Below are 15,611 nucleotides of genomic sequence, written 5' to 3'. Positions count from 1 at the left end.
GAAAAATTACGCGTAGGTACAAGGGTTATTCCCGTTGTACCTACGTTAAGCGAAGAGCCATGTAGGTATTTTTTATCTACATGGCTCTTTTTTTATTGCCAAAAAGCTAGTAAAAAATGATGTTTAAGCAAAACTTACTACAAAGGAGTTAACAAAAATGGAAACGAAAAAATGGGGATTATGGATTTTAACAGCTTTTGTGATTGGAAATATGGTTGGCGGTGGCGTATTTATGCTCCCAGCAAATTTAGCACAAGTATCAGGTCCAATGGGTTCTACACTTGCATGGAGTATTACAGGACTTGGCGTATTTATGATTGCACTCGTATTTGGAAATTTAGCAATCCGAAAACCAGAATTAAAAGCAGGACCACAAAGTTACGCTCAAGCAATGTTTCCTTCAAAAAAAGCAGGGAAAGTTGCAGGGTACAGTATGGCATGGGGCTATTGGGCTGCGAACTGGGCTGCAACAGCATCTGTTATTATTTCCTTTGCTGGATATTTATCAACATTCTTTCCAGTTTTACAAAGTAAGCAAATTCTCTTTTCAACGAACGGATTTTCACTAGAACTCGGAAAAGGATTAACTTTCCTCGTATGTAGCCTTATGTTATGGGGAATTCAATATATTCTTTCTCAAAATATTGACCGCGCTGGAAATATGAATCTTCTTGCTACTATTGCAAAGATTATCGGATTTACAATGTTTATTGTAATCACATTATTCATTTTCAATGCCTCTAATTTCGGAGACGGTCAAACATTTATGAATGAAGCAGGACAATCAATTTCGTTAGGTGGACAAATCAACTCAGCTGCTATCGCAACACTTTGGGCATTTATCGGTATTGAATCTGCTGTAATGCTTTCTAACCGTGCAAAATCTCAGCGCGATGTAAAAAAAGCTACCATTTTCGGATTAATTATCGCTCTTCTTATTTACATGTCAATTACTCTACTTACAATGGGAGCTCTTCCACAAGATGCTTTAAAAGAGTCTCAAAAGCCATTAGTAGATGCATTAAATTTAGCAATTGGTACTAAAGGTGCTTATATAATGGCACTACTTGCGCTCGTATCTTTATTTGGATCTACTGTAGGCTGGATCGTTGTTAGCTCAGAAGTGCCTTACCAAGCAGCAAAAAATGGACTTTTCCCTAAGGTTTTCGGAAAAACGAATAAAAAAGGAAGTCCTTCAAAATCATTATTTATTACAAATGTGATGACACAAATTTTCTTGTTTTCAACAATTTCTGGTACTGTTTCAGAAGCATATAATTTCGCTATTGTTGTAGCAACATTAGCATATTTAATTCCGTACCTTGTTTCTACCTTGTACCAATTAAAATTAGTTATTACGGGAGAAACGTATGACATAATGCCTGGATCTCGAGTAAAAGATGGAATCATTACTGCATTAGCATTTTTATATTCCATTTGGGTGATTAAAACAGGAACTGCTGATTTAAAAACGTTCTTCTTAGGAATTGGTTTGTTTGTAGTAGGTCTTATTCTTTATCCAGTTTTAATGAAAAATCCACAAAAAAACTAATAAAAAAGAGAAGCTTTCCGCTTCTCTTTTTTTATTAAAAATCGTTTATTAACTTTTCTTTTAGCTCTCCTACCGTTAAATGTTTTGCATAATAAAACCCCTGTACATAATCACACCCCATTGATTTCAATAAGCTTTCTTGTTCTACCGTTTCTCCCCCTTCAGCAACTACTGCTAAATTTAAACTATGAGCAATTTCAGTAACGGATTTCACAATCGTTCTCTCTGGTTGTGCGTGATCATAATGAAACTCCCGAATAAAATTACGATCGATTTTTACAATATCAAGTGGGAGTTGTTTTAAATAATATAATGAAGAATAGCCTGTTCCGAAATCGTCTAAGGCGATTAAAACTCCCATACTTCTTAATTCTTGTAATGTAGCGATAATATAATCAAAATGGCGTACAGCTATACTTTCTGTTATTTCTAATATTAAACGATTCGGTGGAAATCCAGTTCGCTTTAATATACTACGAACAGATAAAATAAAACGCTTTTGCATCAATTGCTGTATTGATAAATTAACAGATAATCTCAGCCCTTCTTGATACTCTGGTAATGTTTTAAACAATCGACATGACTTTTCTAATACCCAGTCTCCTAGTTTTATAATAAGCCCACACTCTTCAGCTACAGGGATAAATTCACTTGGTGAAATAGAACCTTCTTCTGTCGTACAACGTACTAAAGCCTCAACACCAGTACATTTCTTTGTTTTCAAATCAATAATCGGCTGTAATACCACTTTTAATTCTTCGTCACGAATTGCTTTTTGCAAAGCAAACTCTATTTTCATTCTACGGTTTATTTTCGCACGTAATTCATCTGTAAAGAAGCACGCTGCATTTCTTCCTTGCTCCTTTGCACTATACATGGCTAAATCCGAATTTTTCAATAATGTTTCAACATCTTTTCCATCTTGTGGATATGAGCATAGTCCTAAGCTAGCAGAAATATATACTTCATGACCTTCAAGCATAAATGGTGCTTGAAAGCACGACAATACGGATGTCGCTAATTGTCTCATCTCATCTTGTGTATGATTTTTTGTTAGTAGAACAAATTCGTCTCCACCAAGCCTAGCTAGAACATCTTTCTCTCCTAACACATAATGTAACCGTAAGGCCACCTCACTTAAAAGTAAATCTCCTATCATATGACCTAACGTATCATTTACTAATTTAAAACGATCTAAATCAAAGTAAATCATGCCAAACTCTTGCTTCTCTGCAATCATCTCATTTACAGTCGTTATTAACTGCAAACGATTTGGTAAACTCGTTAAAGCATCATGGTAAGCAAGTTCCCTATAGCGACTTTCACTTAATCGTAACCGTTCTTCCGTCGCTTTCCTACTACTAATATCATTTCGAATCGCAATAAATTGATAAGGTTCTCCTGTTTCATTTAAAAATGGAACAATTGTTGTTTTAACCCAATAATATGTGCCATCTTTTGCTTGATTTCGAATTTCACCTGTCCAGACTTTTCCACTCAAAATACGTTTCCATAAATTTTTAAAAAATGCTTTCGGATGGTATCCCGAATTCAAAATGCGATGATCTTTTCCGATTAACTCTTCTCTTTTATATTTTGAGATTTTACAAAATTTATCATTTACATATGTAATAAGACCATTTCGATCTGTAATAGCAACAATTGAAGACTCATCTAATGCTAATTTTAAATCTCGCAATGAAGAGTCATATAATGCATGACCTCTTTGTTCTAGCATGCGCACCTCTCCTTGCTTCCTATCTGGCTAAAACACAACTTGTTTCTCTTCATAGAAATAGAGATATTTCATTCTCTAACTAATATGCCTTTACATTAATCACAATTTTTTAAAAATAGGCCGATTAAAATAACATAATATTATTTATAAGAAAAAGCAATATAGTGCTATTTTAATTATATTAGAGAGTTCTTTCCTCTCTGATTATCAGACCTTATTATACAATATTCTTCTTACATTCTATTCATTTATAAAGTGAAAATTTAACCCCTACCACTTTCCGTTCCCTACTACTTATTAGCTGCCTATCACCTAACCCTATGCTTTCATGAATCATTGAGGTATAAATCTAACTACCTACAAATAGCAAAATTAATATTAAAACATAAAAATATACCCATTTATAAATATTACGTGTGTGGATTTATATCGGTATTTATTTTTGAATTACAATAATAAAATATTAACATATTTCCACCTTATTTTTGGAAGTTTTTTTAAATAAATACATTATTAGACTAAAAAAGAGGATATCCTCTTTTTTAGTCTAATAATGCGGGTACGATGTTTGCTGATAAACTGGATATGTTGTTGGGTACGGTGCAGGATAAGTTACCGGATATGGCGCTGGATAATATCCACCACTAGCTGTACTTGTTAATGCTCCAGCCGTAAGCCCTCCTAATACTCCACCTGCAAAGCTTCCTGGAAAAAATCCTCCTCCTCCCCACGAGCCGCCACCCCAGCCCCATCCACCACCGTGATGATGGTGGTGATCATAATGGTTGTGTCCTCCGTGATAATTATGTCCGCCATGATGATGATGATGCCCTCCACCCCCATGATGATTACGATAATATCCGCCATCATTTCCTATATAGTTCATTTTACTTCCTCTCCTTTTCAATTTCCTTATTTTAATATGTGTTGTATGAATAGTAAGGATAGTGTTGATAATCCGTATACTATGGATAACAATATCCGCTATAACCAAATGCAGGAAAGAATCCTCTTCTAAAAAATGGGGAACATCCGGAGCCTCCAACTGGACGGCTGTAAACTTTATTCATCCCCTTTTCTATATAAAAACGTAACAATATACTGTATGTAGGACAAATGCGGAAAGCATGGGGAAAATGTCTATATTTTGTAAAAAAAACAAAACACTTTATAATAAGAATGTCGGATTACACCTTTTATATAAGAAGTCTATATTTCAGAAAGATTAGAGGAATTTTATAGAAATGAAGAAACCTATCGTTCAATTATTATTAATATTTACAGTCGTATCTATCGTTCTTTTCTTGATAAATACATCGTATATTTCGGTATATACATTTGTCGGTGCTCTGTGGTCCATCACAATCATAGGAATTTCATTCGTTATTTTTATCGAAAACAGGTCTCCTCAAAGCACCTTAGCATGGTTTTTAGTATTAGTACTTCTCCCTTTTGTAGGTGTGCTTTTATACTCCGTTTTCGGGCGTAGCCGTTGGAGAAGAAAAAAACATCTCCATCGTTCAGAAGAACAAAGAAAATTATTCCGTGAAATTTTAGAAGGAAGACGACTAGAATTATCACTCACAGTTCCATTAAGTGAGCGTTCTACACATTTAACAGAAGTCGTACAAAAATTCGGAGGCGGTCCTGCCGCAGATAGAACGACTACAAAACTTTTAACAAACGGAGATCAAACATTTTCAGAAATTCTACAAGCCATCGAGCATGCAAAACATCATATACATATTCAATACTATATTTATAAATCTGATGAGATCGGTACAAAAGTTCGAGATGCTTTAATAAAAAAAGCAAAAGACGGTGTTATTGTACGCTTCCTTTATGATGGACTCGGAAGTAACACGTTAAGAAGACGATTTTTACAGCCTATGAAAGAAGCTGGAATTGAAATTGTAGAATTTGACCCTATTTTTTCAGCTTGGTTACTTGAAACGGTCAATTATCGTAACCATCGTAAAATTGTTATTGTAGATGGAGAAATTGGGTTTACTGGAGGACTCAACGTCGGTGACGAATATCTCGGCCGTTCAAAGAAATTTCCCGTTTGGCGTGATAGTCATTTAAAAATAGAAGGAAAAGCATTATATAAATTACAAGCAATCTTTCTAGAAGATTGGCTTTATGCCTCTAGTGGTTTGAATACGTATTCTTGGGATCAATTTATGAATAGACAATACTTCCCTGGTAAAGAAATTTCGAATGCAGAAGGTGCTGTTCAAATTGTAGCAAGTGGACCAAGCTCCGATGATAAAAGTATTCGTAATACATTACTAGCTGTTATGGGCTCTGCCAAAAAATCTATTTGGATCGCTACACCATACTTTATTCCAGATCAAGAAACTTTAACATTATTACGCTTAAGTGCAATATCCGGCATAGATGTACGCATTTTATATCCGGGTAAAAGTGATAGCATTATTAGTGATCAAGCATCTCAATCCTATTTCACTCCACTTTTAAAAGCTGGTGCTTCCATTTACAGTTATAAAGATGGTTTTATGCATGCGAAAATTGTACTCGTTGATGATAAGATCGCAACAATTGGAACAGCAAATATGGATGTGCGTAGCTTTGAATTAAATTATGAAATTATTAGTGTACTTTATGAATCAGAAACCGTTCATGATATTAAGCACGATTTTGAAGAAGACTTTAAGCATTCCACTGAAATTAAATGGAACTCTTTCCAAAAAAGAAGTATAAAAAAACGAATATTAGAGTCTTTCATGCGACTCATTTCTCCTTTACTATAAGCAATCAATATAATATTGATTGCTTTTTCTTTTACATTTCCCCTCTCTCCTTTTCTTTGCATACCATATTAAAACAAGTTATCATAAGATGTATTACTTTATGAAAATAATGTTAGGTGGGAAATACATGTTAGAACAATTTCATATACATGCTGATTTAAAACAACAGCTTTCAGCAATTCACGAAAAGAATAAACAAAAAGCTGGCGAAAATGCACATTTAATTGGAAGTAAAATATATAAAGCATCTGATAACAGCATTATTGAGGATGCAATTACAGCACTTTTACTTGGTAAAAATATTCTATTAAAAGGACCGACTGGTAGTGGTAAAACAGTACTAGCGGAAACTCTTTCTTCTTTATTCCAAAAACCAATGCATAGCATTAACTGTTCTGTCGACTTAGATGTAGAAGGTATTTTAGGATACAACACATTACAAACAAAAGACGGCGCATCTGAAGTTACATTCGTTAACGGTCCTCTTATGAAGGCAATGAAGAGCGGTCATTTCCTATATATTGATGAAATCAATATGGCAAAACCTGAAACATTACCACTTCTTCACGGTGCGTTAGATTACCGTAAAATGATTACAAACCCATTTACACAAGAAGTTGTATACGGTGATAACGAATATCGCGTAATTGCTGCGATTAACGAAGGTTATGTTGGGACAAGTGAACTAAACGAAGCATTAAAAAACCGTTTCGTTATTATTGAAGTTCCTTACATTCAAGGTGATACATTAAAAGAACTATTATTAGCAGAATCAAAATTAAAAGATACTGCAACAATTGAAAAGTTCGTTGCATTTGCAAGCGACCTTATGCCTTTAGCTCGTGATGGACGTGTAAGTGAAGAAGCAGCGAGTATTCGTGGTATTATCGACGCATGTGATTTAGGTGTATATATTCCTGTTATGCGTGCAATTGAACGTAGCATTATCGCAAAATTAAATGATGAAACAGAACAAATGACTGTCCGTGAATTAGCAGAAAGTTATTTCTTTGAGGGATAATTCATGAGACAAATTTTTAGTGACAAAAAAATTGATGCGTCGCTGTTTTTGCAAATGGAAAACTTAATGTATGCCCTTCTAAAAGAAGACGATGCCTATCTTGAGTATGGCTACAAAGCATACTACGACGAAATTGAAAAAAAGGTTGTCATTAGTCACTTTTGGGATGATCGCAAAGAAGAGGATACAGTAATCGGATTAAAAAGCGAAGTGTTTTTAAAAGCACTTGGCAATAAACATTACTCGGACATGACTTTAATTCGCTCTTACGCAATCGAATTACAAGAATCTCCTCTAAAAAAGTTTTTAACACAATTATTTGTTCTATTAGAAGATTTACGTGTCGAGGAAATCGTCAAATGTTTACGTCCTGGCACAAAGCATATTTTTAAGCGCCGAAAAGAAATGTACCGCAATTACTTTAGCTCACAAAATGAAATAAATCGTGTTCGTAACTATCATGGTGATCGTCTATTTTGTCTATGCTATCTTTCATTAACGAGCGATAAATATGAAATGTTTAATAATGAATATTTTGAGCAAATTGAAACGATTTTACATGAAACATTCCAAGCTCGTAATACGGAAGATATTATGTATGTTGTTGAAAAAATTCGTTATCGCCTAGAGAATCTTCTTGAAACTGACATGATTAACAACTATTTCGGACATGCTCCGCTTTATTTATCTGTTATTGCAGATGAAAAGAACTGCCGCGTCGAAGAATTAGCAAATGATGATACGCAGCTCATAGATGATGACGATAATAAGAACAAAATGGATGAAAGTTTCTCTACATGGCATCGTGAAAATAAAAATAACGAAAACGAGAACTTTTTACGCTTCGAATTAGAAAGCGGCACAAAAACAAACATGATGGGTGATACTGCACGCGAATCAGAAGATGGTGATCAAGCACTTGGTTCTGTACAAGGTACTTCTCAAAAAAGTACGCAATCTAACTTCGATGGTGCTGATACAGAAGAAGCAAGAGCATCTCACGCTTCTAGTCAAAACGAAGGCGTATACGGTAAGTATAATGTCGGTGCCTCTCATACGTTTAAAGAAGCTCGTAAACCAAATCCTGATGAGAAAAAAGATTACCAAGTCATCAAATCAGTCGTTAATAAAGATGTAAAAGAATTAAAGAAAATTATCGAAAAAACGATTGAAAACAAAACGAATGCAAATAGTGATAAATATTACGGAAGACTTCGTAAGAAATTCCTTCGTATTTATACAGAAAAACAGCCACGCATGTTTTATAAAAAGGGACAAGAATCTCAAGAACTTGACGTTGCATTCCAACTATTAGTTGACTGCTCCGGCTCTATGTATAACAAAATGGAAGAAACGAAAAAGAGTGTTGTACTATTCCATGAAGCTTTAAAATCTTTAAAAATCCCGCACGCTATTAGCGGATTTTGGGAAGATGCTTCTAGTGCTAAACCTGAAGATAAACCGAACGTTATCCATGAGGTTGTGACGTATAAAAACTCAACGTTACCAAACGTCGGTCCAGAAATTATGCAGCTTCGTGAAGAAGAAGATAACCGCGACGGATATATTATTCGTATCGTTTCTGAAAAGCTTGCGAAAAGACCAGAAAAGCATAAATTCTTACTTGTCTTTACAGATGGTGAACCTTCTGCACTAGACTATCAACAAGACGGAATTTTAGATACACATGAAGCTGTCAAACTTGCTCGTAAAAGCGGAATGGAAGTAATTGGAATCTTTATTGAAGAAGGCGAAGCGAAAGAAGCCACTTATCAACTAATGAAAAACATTTATAATCATCACTTCCTAGTTGCAAATCATGCTGAGGATTTACGCCTGAAGATTAAACCACTATTGAAGAAGCTATTACTGAAAACGATTGAATAGAAAAAAGGAGCTCATTTGGCTCCTTTTTCTTTATTCACTTACTTTGTTTCTGGTTGAAACTTGTATGGAATGGCTACTTCTAATAATAATTCGAACCCTCCATCGTAGTATGGGAATCGCTCATTCGCGATTTTTCTATCCACCCACTCAATTGCTGAAATTTCTCCTTCATCTTCTGCACAAAGTTCACCTGTTACTACATTTACTTGGAATGTAAAAAATAGCGCATGATTCCCTGATTCTTCAAAGAATTTTTCATTGATCGCAACAAGTCCTCCTGGCTCAGCTGTTAACCCTGTCTCTTCTTTCACTTCTCTTACTAGTGCTTGCTTTAATGTTTCGCCTTTTTCAACAGCCCCGCCTGGTAGTGACCAAACATTTTGTTCTACATTATGTACCATTAATATTTTATCTCTTTTTTCGTCATGTATTAGTGCATATACGACATCAACTCTTTGCATGTTGCTCTTTTCTCCTCTCTCAAAAAGAACGAAGAGCCAATTCCTAAGAATCGGCTCTTCCTATTAATTCATCACTAACTCAGCTGTAAGCTTTTTTTTTAACTTAGCCAGCATATCAGTTGTCATTTTGTCTAAATCATATTCTGCTTTAAAGCCCCACTCTTTCATTGCTGCTGTTGCGTCAATAGAGTTTGGCCAACTTTCAGCGATTGTTTGACGAGCTGGGTCTACTGCGTAATCCATTGTAAAGTTCGGGATGTGTTTACGAATTGATGCTGCGATTTGCTCTGGCTCAAAGCTCATTGCTGTAATGTTGAACGCATTTCTATGCACTAGTTTACTTGGATCAGCTTCCATTAATGAAATGATCGCTTGCAAAGCATCCGGCATATACATCATATCCATGTATGTTCCTTCTGCAATGTATGAGGTGTATGCTCCTTTTTTAATCGCCTCATAATAAATTTCAACTGCATAATCAGTCGTTCCGCCACCTGGAGGAGCTACATAAGAAATTAAACCTGGGAAACGTACGCCGCGCGTATCAACGCCAAACTTTTGATGATAATAATCACATAGTAATTCTCCTGCTACTTTGTTTACCCCATACATCGTAGTAGGACGCTGAATTGTATCTTGTGGTGTATTATCTTTTGGCGTTGATGGACCGAATGCACCGATAGAACTTGGCGTGAAAAACTTACAGTTTAATTCACGTGCTGCTTCTAATGCATTTACAAGTCCGCCCATATTTAAATTCCAAGCAAATAACGGATTTTTTTCTGCTGTTGCTGAAAGTAAAGCCGCTAAATGAATAACTGTATCCACTTCATTACGCTTTGCAATATCATGTAACTTTTGTCCATCTGTTACATCTAACGTTTCAAATGGACCTGACTTTACTACATCGCTATCGGTTTCACGAATATCTGTTGCAATAACATTTGATGCACCGTATACATCACGAAGTTTCATTACAAGTTCAGAACCAATTTGCCCTAAAGAACCGGTTACTAGAATTTTTTTCATTTTCCCCACTCCTCATTTGCAAGCTATTCAAAAGATGCCGTTACTTAAATGATTCCCATTTCTTTCCCTACTTTTTCATACTTACGAATTGCTTCATCTAACATTTCTTTCGTATGAGCTGCTGTAGGCATATTACGAACGCGTCCTGTTCCTTTTGCTACAGTTGGGAACACGATAGATTTTGCGTATACGCCTTCTTCATTTAGACGTTTACTAAATTCTTGTGTTAATACTTCGTCACCAATAATACAAGGTGTAATTGGTGTTTCGCTTTCTCCAATGTTAAAGCCAAGTTCTTTTAACCCTTGTTTTAAATAGCGACCATTTTCCCATAAACGATCGTGCAACTCTGTGCTTTCCATTAAGATTTCAATTGATCTCATACAAGCAGCTGCATCCGCTGGTGTTAAAGCTGTTGAGAATAAGAATGGACGTGAACGCACTTTTAACCAATCAATTAAGTTTTGTTTCCCAGCTACATATCCACCAATTACCCCAATTGCTTTTGATAATGTACCAATTTGGAAATCAACTTTATCAGAAAGGCCGAAATGTTTTACAGTGCCTGCACCTTTACCAAGTACACCTGAACCGTGTGCATCATCTACATATGTCATTAAATCCAACTCTTCTGCAATTTCAACAATTTCTGGTAATTTCGCAATATCTCCATCCATTGAGAAAACACCATCTGTAATAACCATTAATTTATTGTAAAGACCTGATTCTTTTGCCTCAATTGCTTTTTTGCGTAAATCTTCCATATCAGAATGCTTATAAACGATGATTTTCGCTCTTGATAGACGACTACCATCAATAATGGATGCGTGGTTTAATTCATCTGAAAGAATTGCATCATTTTTATCCATAACAGCTGAAATCGCTGCCATATTACAGTTAAATCCTGATTGATAAGCAATTGCTGCTTCTGTATGTTTAAACTTTGCAATTGTTTCTTCTAATTTAATATGCAAATCTAAAGTACCATTAATTGTGCGAACAGCTCCTGCCCCAACACCGTACTTATGAATTGCACCAATTCCTGCTTCTTGTAAGCGATTATCAGTCGCTAATCCAAGATAGTTGTTTGAAGATAAGTTAATATATTCTTTTCCGCCAATTGTAATAATCGGTCCATTTGGACTTTCAAGCGGATCAATTACGTTATAAAGCCCCTTTGATTTTAAATCCTCTAAATTTTCTTCTAAAAATTTTGCAAGTGTTTTACTAGACATCGTGAAGCCTCCCATCGTTCATGTAAGCGGATTATTATCTTAATAGTTCTAATAATCCCTCTACTAGCTTAACACGTTTTCAGAATTTATTATAGAAAAATAGTTTAAAGAAACCGCTTACAATTCTAGATTATATATGATTCATTACAAGAAATCTATCATTTACTTTTCATATTTGATAGAATAAAAAAAATATTTAGGGGGGCTTCAAACATGGCATTTACAGAATCTGATGTATATAATAACGAATCATTTTTTGAACAATATATGAAACGAAAATATCGAGAAAATAGCCCGAATGAATCAATTGAAAAACCAGCATTCTTTCAGCTCATTGGTAATGTACAAGGAAAACAAATTCTTGATTTAGGCTGTGGTGACGCTCAGTTTGGTATCGAGTTATTAGAAAATGGTTGCCACTCTTACACCGGTATTGAAGGCTCTCAACTTATGTATGAAAAAGCTAGAAAACAACTAGAAAATATAAATGGCACTGTTCATTTTATAAACCTCAAAGACTATACATACCCTCCTTCTACTTTCGATTTAGTGACATCTAGACTCGCCTTACATTACATTGCACATCTTGATATTATTTTTCAAAATGTATACCAAACTTTAAAACCAAATGGAACTTTTACCTTTAGCGTTCAACACCCTGTTATTACATCTTCATTTGAAAGCTTGCGAACGGATGGTAAAAGAACTAGCTGGCTCGTCGATGATTATTTTAAAACTGGGAAACGAGTTGAGCCATGGATTGACCAAGAGGTTATTAAATACCATCGTACAACGGAACAATATTTCACGTTATTACAAAAAGCAGGATTTACAATTACAAACTTAAAAGAAGCTTCACCAAATCGAAACTGTTTTCAGAGTGAAGAAGAATACGAACGCCGCTTACGTATTCCCCTCTTTCTATTATTTTCTTGTGAAAAATAAAAAAACGATGAGTCACTCATCGTTTTTTGGTTATCTCATCGCCTGAACAGCTTCTTTAACTATACGTCTTCCTCTTCCATGCGGGATACAGAGTGGTGTCCCAAATAACGGATCAGTGCTTATTTGACACTCCATACGGAATACATCACGAACCAACTTCTGATCAACAACTTCTTCTGGTTTACCTTGTGCATATATTTGCTTATCTTGAATGGCTACAATGTTGGCTGCATAACGGCATGCCAAATTCAAATCGTGCAATACCATAACAATCGTTCTTTGCTCTGTTTCGTTTAATTCAAATAATAAATCTAACACTTCAATTTGGTGAGTCATATCTAAATATGTAGTCGGCTCATCCAGTAAAATAATATCTGTATCTTGTGCAAGAGTCATTGCAATCCAAGCGCGTTGACGTTGTCCACCTGAAAGGGCATGAACATCACGCTCAACAAATTCTGTCATACCCGTTGCAGCAAGCGCTTTTTGTACCATTTCCTCATCTTTTTCTGACCACTGCTTCAACCATGTTTGATATGGATATCGCCCTTGCTTTACAAGTTGCAATACTGTAAGTCCTTCGGGCGCTTGTGGCCCTTGCGGTAAGATTGCCATTTGACGAGCAATTTGCTTCGTTTGCATACTTTGAATCGTTTGATTATCTAATAAAATGTCACCGGATGTTGGCTTTAATAATCTAGCTAGTGAACGTAATAAAGTTGATTTTCCACAACCGTTAGAACCGATAAAGATTGTAATTTCCCCTTTTGGAATTTCTAAATTCAACTCATCAATAATAATTGTTTCACCATAAGAAAGCCTCAAGCGTTTCGTCTCCAATGCTTTTTGCATATTCATCTCCCTTTATGAATTCCGACTTTTATAAAGTAAATAAATAAAATAAGGTGCACCAATTGCTGATGTAAATACCCCTGCTGGAATTTCAAGCGGTGTGAAAATTGTACGCCCAATTAAATCTGCAGCAAGTACTAAAATTGCCCCGACAATAGCCGCAACTGGGAGTAATGCACCGTATAAAGACCCAACTAATCTTCGTGAAATATGAGGTGCCATTAAACCGATAAATCCAATTCCTCCAGCAAAGGCAACTGCTCCACCAATTAAAGCTGTACTAAGTAGTAACATGAATACGCGCGACTTTGTTAGAGGAATACCAAGTCCTACTGCAATATCATCCCCTAGCTCTTGAGCATTTAAATGTCTAGCCGCTATAAATGATATTACCGTTAAAATAAGAACCCACGGCGCTAGTACCATAACATTTTGCCATGAAGAACCGTAAACAGTACCTGTAATCCATACATTTGCTTGACTCGCTTGATAAATAGGTGCTAATAACATAAATAAAGTCGTTGCTGCTTTCGTTAATGCCCAAAACCCAACACCAATTAAAACAAGGCTAATCAGTGATAATCCGTCATTTCTCCATGCAAATAAATATACAAACAACGCTACAATCGTTGCCCCAACAAAGGCTGCTAGCGGCATATAATGAATGCTTACTGTTAGCGCATTGTTTTTATCACTAAATATAGCTAAAAATAGTACAACTGCAACACTTGCTCCACCTGTAATTCCGATGATATCAGGAGAAGCAAGTGGGTTTCGAACGAGCCCTTGTAAAATACAACCCGCTACAGCAAGCGCGATTCCTACAAGAATAGCAATTAAAATACGCGGCATACGAAACTTATTTACAACCATATTTGACATCGCATCGCCATTTCCGGTAATCGCTTGCCATACATCATAAGGAGCAATTTTCATATCGCCCATACCTGCACTGGCAAAAAATAATCCTATTAAAATAGCTAGTAAACTTAATAAGACTAGAACAGCTCGTTTATACATTAAAAACGAGAGCCCATCTTTTCCTATACGAAACGGAATATACTTCTTCATTTGCTAAGCCCTCTCTTACGTGCAATATAAATAAAGAATGGGGCCCCGATAAATGCTGTCATAACGCCTACTGGTACTTCTTGTGGCATAATAACATATCGTGCCGCTATATCGGCAAATATTAATAGTATGGCCCCTAGCAACCCGCTATACGGTACTATCCACCTGTGATCTACCCCAACAAGAGCTCTTGCAAAATGAGGAGTAACGATACCAATAAATCCAATTGGACCAGCAACCGCAACTGAGCCACCTGACAACAGTACGATAATAAGTAATACTAATGATTTCATTAAAATAGTTCGTTGTCCGAGCCCTTTTGCGACATCTTCACCCATCATCAATGTATTTACTTTCCCTGCCATCATAAGGGATGCAATCCAACCTACTAATAAGTATGGGAATACGGATTGTAATATTTCTAACTTTCTCCCTTGTACAGATCCAGCGAGCCAAAACAAAACTTCCTCAAGCGCTTTTTCATTTAATACAAGTAAACCTTGTGTTAATGATGAAAATAAAGCGCTTATCGCTACACCTGCTAATGTCAACTTGAGCGGGGTTGTCCCTTCTTTTCCTAAAGAACTAGAAGCAAATACTAGTACTGCTGCAACTGCCGTTCCTAAAAAGGCAATCCAAGTGAAAGCTGATAATGATGTAACGGAAAAAATCACAATTGCTACAACTATGAAGAAAGCAGCACCTGAATTTAATCCTATAAAATCCGGAGCGGCAAGTGGGTTCTTTGTTAAAGTTTGCATCAAACAACCCGCAATGGCTAAACTAGCACCTACACTAGCCGCAATTAACGCCCTCGGCAAACGCACATTTTGAATAATAATATGTTCATTTGAACCATTAAAATGGAAAAAAGCATCTAGCGCTAATTTCCAACTCGTATTTGTATATCCGAAAATAATACTTCCCCAAATACAAATAATGACTGCAATGATTCCAACAAGTAACCCAATCCATTTTGCTTGATTTGTTTTTAATAACATGCAGCGTTTCCCCTTCAATGTATAATGATACGTTGTTAGTGTATT

13 protein-coding genes are annotated in these 15,611 nt (G+C 35.8%); 5 read left to right on the top strand and 8 right to left on the bottom strand.

Translation table 11 applies throughout. The features are described from left to right. Nucleotides 1-157: 157 nt before the first annotated feature. The gene (locus tag U860_RS0119380) at nucleotides 158-1,552 is read left to right on the top strand and encodes an amino acid permease (RefSeq protein ID WP_025149796.1); all 1,395 of its coding nucleotides are present in this window, start codon (nucleotides 158-160) and stop codon (nucleotides 1,550-1,552) included. A gap of 34 nt (nucleotides 1,553-1,586) precedes the next feature. On the opposite strand, the gene U860_RS0119375 is transcribed toward U860_RS0119380, so the two are convergent. After that, nucleotides 1,587-3,290 (bottom strand): EAL domain-containing protein, encoded by a 1,704-nt coding sequence (locus U860_RS0119375; RefSeq protein ID WP_025149795.1) that lies wholly within the window; start codon nucleotides 3,288-3,290, stop codon nucleotides 1,587-1,589. A 547-nt stretch (nucleotides 3,291-3,837) separates the two neighbouring features. Continuing rightward, nucleotides 3,838-4,176 (bottom strand): hypothetical protein, encoded by a 339-nt coding sequence (locus U860_RS0119370; RefSeq protein WP_025149794.1) that lies wholly within the window; start codon nucleotides 4,174-4,176, stop codon nucleotides 3,838-3,840. A gap of 358 nt (nucleotides 4,177-4,534) precedes the next feature. On the opposite strand from U860_RS0119370, the gene U860_RS0119365 reads away from it, so the two are divergent. From U860_RS0119365 to U860_RS0119355, 3 genes are all read left to right on the top strand, one after another. Continuing rightward, a complete protein-coding gene (locus tag U860_RS0119365) occupies nucleotides 4,535-6,064 on the top strand; it encodes a cardiolipin synthase (RefSeq protein ID WP_025149793.1) in 1,530 nt (509 codons plus the stop codon). Nucleotides 6,065-6,191: 127 nt separating this feature from the next. Then, nucleotides 6,192-7,085, top strand: coding sequence for a MoxR family ATPase (locus U860_RS0119360; protein ID WP_025149792.1), 894 nt, complete (start codon nucleotides 6,192-6,194; stop codon nucleotides 7,083-7,085). Nucleotides 7,086-7,088: 3 nt separating this feature from the next. Continuing rightward, nucleotides 7,089-8,972: a VWA domain-containing protein gene (locus U860_RS0119355; protein WP_025149791.1), complete on the top strand. Its 1,884-nt coding sequence runs from the start codon at nucleotides 7,089-7,091 to the stop codon at nucleotides 8,970-8,972. Nucleotides 8,973-9,010: 38 nt separating this feature from the next. Here the strand turns inward: U860_RS0119355 and U860_RS0119350 are convergent, their stop codons facing one another. The 3 genes from U860_RS0119350 to U860_RS0119340 form a co-directional block, all read right to left on the bottom strand. Next, nucleotides 9,011-9,433: an NUDIX hydrolase gene (locus U860_RS0119350; protein ID WP_002174839.1), complete on the bottom strand. Its 423-nt coding sequence runs from the start codon at nucleotides 9,431-9,433 to the stop codon at nucleotides 9,011-9,013. 63 nt (nucleotides 9,434-9,496) lie between these two features. After that, nucleotides 9,497-10,462, bottom strand: coding sequence for an L-threonine 3-dehydrogenase (locus U860_RS0119345; RefSeq protein WP_025149790.1), 966 nt, complete (start codon nucleotides 10,460-10,462; stop codon nucleotides 9,497-9,499). A 44-nt stretch (nucleotides 10,463-10,506) separates the two neighbouring features. After that, the gene (locus U860_RS0119340; RefSeq protein WP_025149789.1) at nucleotides 10,507-11,697 is read right to left on the bottom strand and encodes a glycine C-acetyltransferase; all 1,191 of its coding nucleotides are present in this window, start codon (nucleotides 11,695-11,697) and stop codon (nucleotides 10,507-10,509) included. Nucleotides 11,698-11,910: 213 nt separating this feature from the next. On the opposite strand from U860_RS0119340, the gene U860_RS0119335 reads away from it, so the two are divergent. Continuing rightward, nucleotides 11,911-12,642 (top strand): class I SAM-dependent methyltransferase, encoded by a 732-nt coding sequence (locus tag U860_RS0119335; RefSeq protein WP_025149788.1) that lies wholly within the window; start codon nucleotides 11,911-11,913, stop codon nucleotides 12,640-12,642. A 30-nt stretch (nucleotides 12,643-12,672) separates the two neighbouring features. On the opposite strand, the gene U860_RS0119330 is transcribed toward U860_RS0119335, so the two are convergent. Genes U860_RS0119330 through U860_RS0119320 form a run of 3 tightly spaced genes read right to left on the bottom strand, consistent with a single transcriptional unit; the run spans nucleotide 12,673 to nucleotide 15,566 of the window. Continuing rightward, a complete protein-coding gene (locus tag U860_RS0119330) occupies nucleotides 12,673-13,494 on the bottom strand; it encodes an ABC transporter ATP-binding protein (protein ID WP_025149787.1) in 822 nt (273 codons plus the stop codon). A gap of 12 nt (nucleotides 13,495-13,506) precedes the next feature. Further along, a complete protein-coding gene (locus tag U860_RS0119325) occupies nucleotides 13,507-14,565 on the bottom strand; it encodes an iron ABC transporter permease (RefSeq protein WP_025149786.1) in 1,059 nt (352 codons plus the stop codon). Continuing rightward, nucleotides 14,562-15,566 (bottom strand): iron ABC transporter permease, encoded by a 1,005-nt coding sequence (locus U860_RS0119320; RefSeq protein ID WP_025149785.1) that lies wholly within the window; start codon nucleotides 15,564-15,566, stop codon nucleotides 14,562-14,564. The genes U860_RS0119325 and U860_RS0119320 overlap by 4 nt, the downstream gene beginning before the upstream one ends. Nucleotides 15,567-15,611: the final 45 nt, after the last annotated feature.

Origin of the sequence: Bacillus sp. H1a (assembly GCF_000633475.1) — a bacterium.
In the GTDB taxonomy this organism is placed as follows: Bacteria; Bacillota; Bacilli; order Bacillales; family Bacillaceae_G; genus Bacillus_A; species Bacillus_A paramycoides.
Note: the sequence above shows the minus strand (reverse complement) of the source record. Positions and strands in the feature narration are given on the sequence as shown.

Bases quoted from the DNA above. Each gene is read 5' to 3' on its own strand.
- U860_RS0119340 (WP_025149789.1), bottom strand. From the start codon at position 11,697: ATGTCTAGTAAAACACTTGCAAAATTTTTAGAAGAAAATTTAGAGGAT.
- U860_RS0119370 (WP_025149794.1), bottom strand. From the start codon at position 4,176: ATGAACTATATAGGAAATGATGGCGGATATTATCGTAATCATCATGGG.
- U860_RS0119345 (WP_025149790.1), bottom strand. From the start codon at position 10,462: ATGAAAAAAATTCTAGTAACCGGTTCTTTAGGGCAAATTGGTTCTGAA.
- U860_RS0119325 (WP_025149786.1), bottom strand. From the start codon at position 14,565: ATGAAGAAGTATATTCCGTTTCGTATAGGAAAAGATGGGCTCTCGTTT.
- U860_RS0119360 (WP_025149792.1), top strand. From the start codon at position 6,192: ATGTTAGAACAATTTCATATACATGCTGATTTAAAACAACAGCTTTCA.
- U860_RS0119380 (WP_025149796.1), top strand. From the start codon at position 158: ATGGAAACGAAAAAATGGGGATTATGGATTTTAACAGCTTTTGTGATT.
- U860_RS0119330 (WP_025149787.1), bottom strand. From the start codon at position 13,494: ATGCAAAAAGCATTGGAGACGAAACGCTTGAGGCTTTCTTATGGTGAA.
- U860_RS0119350 (WP_002174839.1), bottom strand. From the start codon at position 9,433: ATGCAAAGAGTTGATGTCGTATATGCACTAATACATGACGAAAAAAGA.
- U860_RS0119375 (WP_025149795.1), bottom strand. From the start codon at position 3,290: ATGCTAGAACAAAGAGGTCATGCATTATATGACTCTTCATTGCGAGAT.
- U860_RS0119355 (WP_025149791.1), top strand. From the start codon at position 7,089: ATGAGACAAATTTTTAGTGACAAAAAAATTGATGCGTCGCTGTTTTTG.
- U860_RS0119320 (WP_025149785.1), bottom strand. From the start codon at position 15,566: ATGTTATTAAAAACAAATCAAGCAAAATGGATTGGGTTACTTGTTGGA.
- U860_RS0119365 (WP_025149793.1), top strand. From the start codon at position 4,535: ATGAAGAAACCTATCGTTCAATTATTATTAATATTTACAGTCGTATCT.
- U860_RS0119335 (WP_025149788.1), top strand. From the start codon at position 11,911: ATGGCATTTACAGAATCTGATGTATATAATAACGAATCATTTTTTGAA.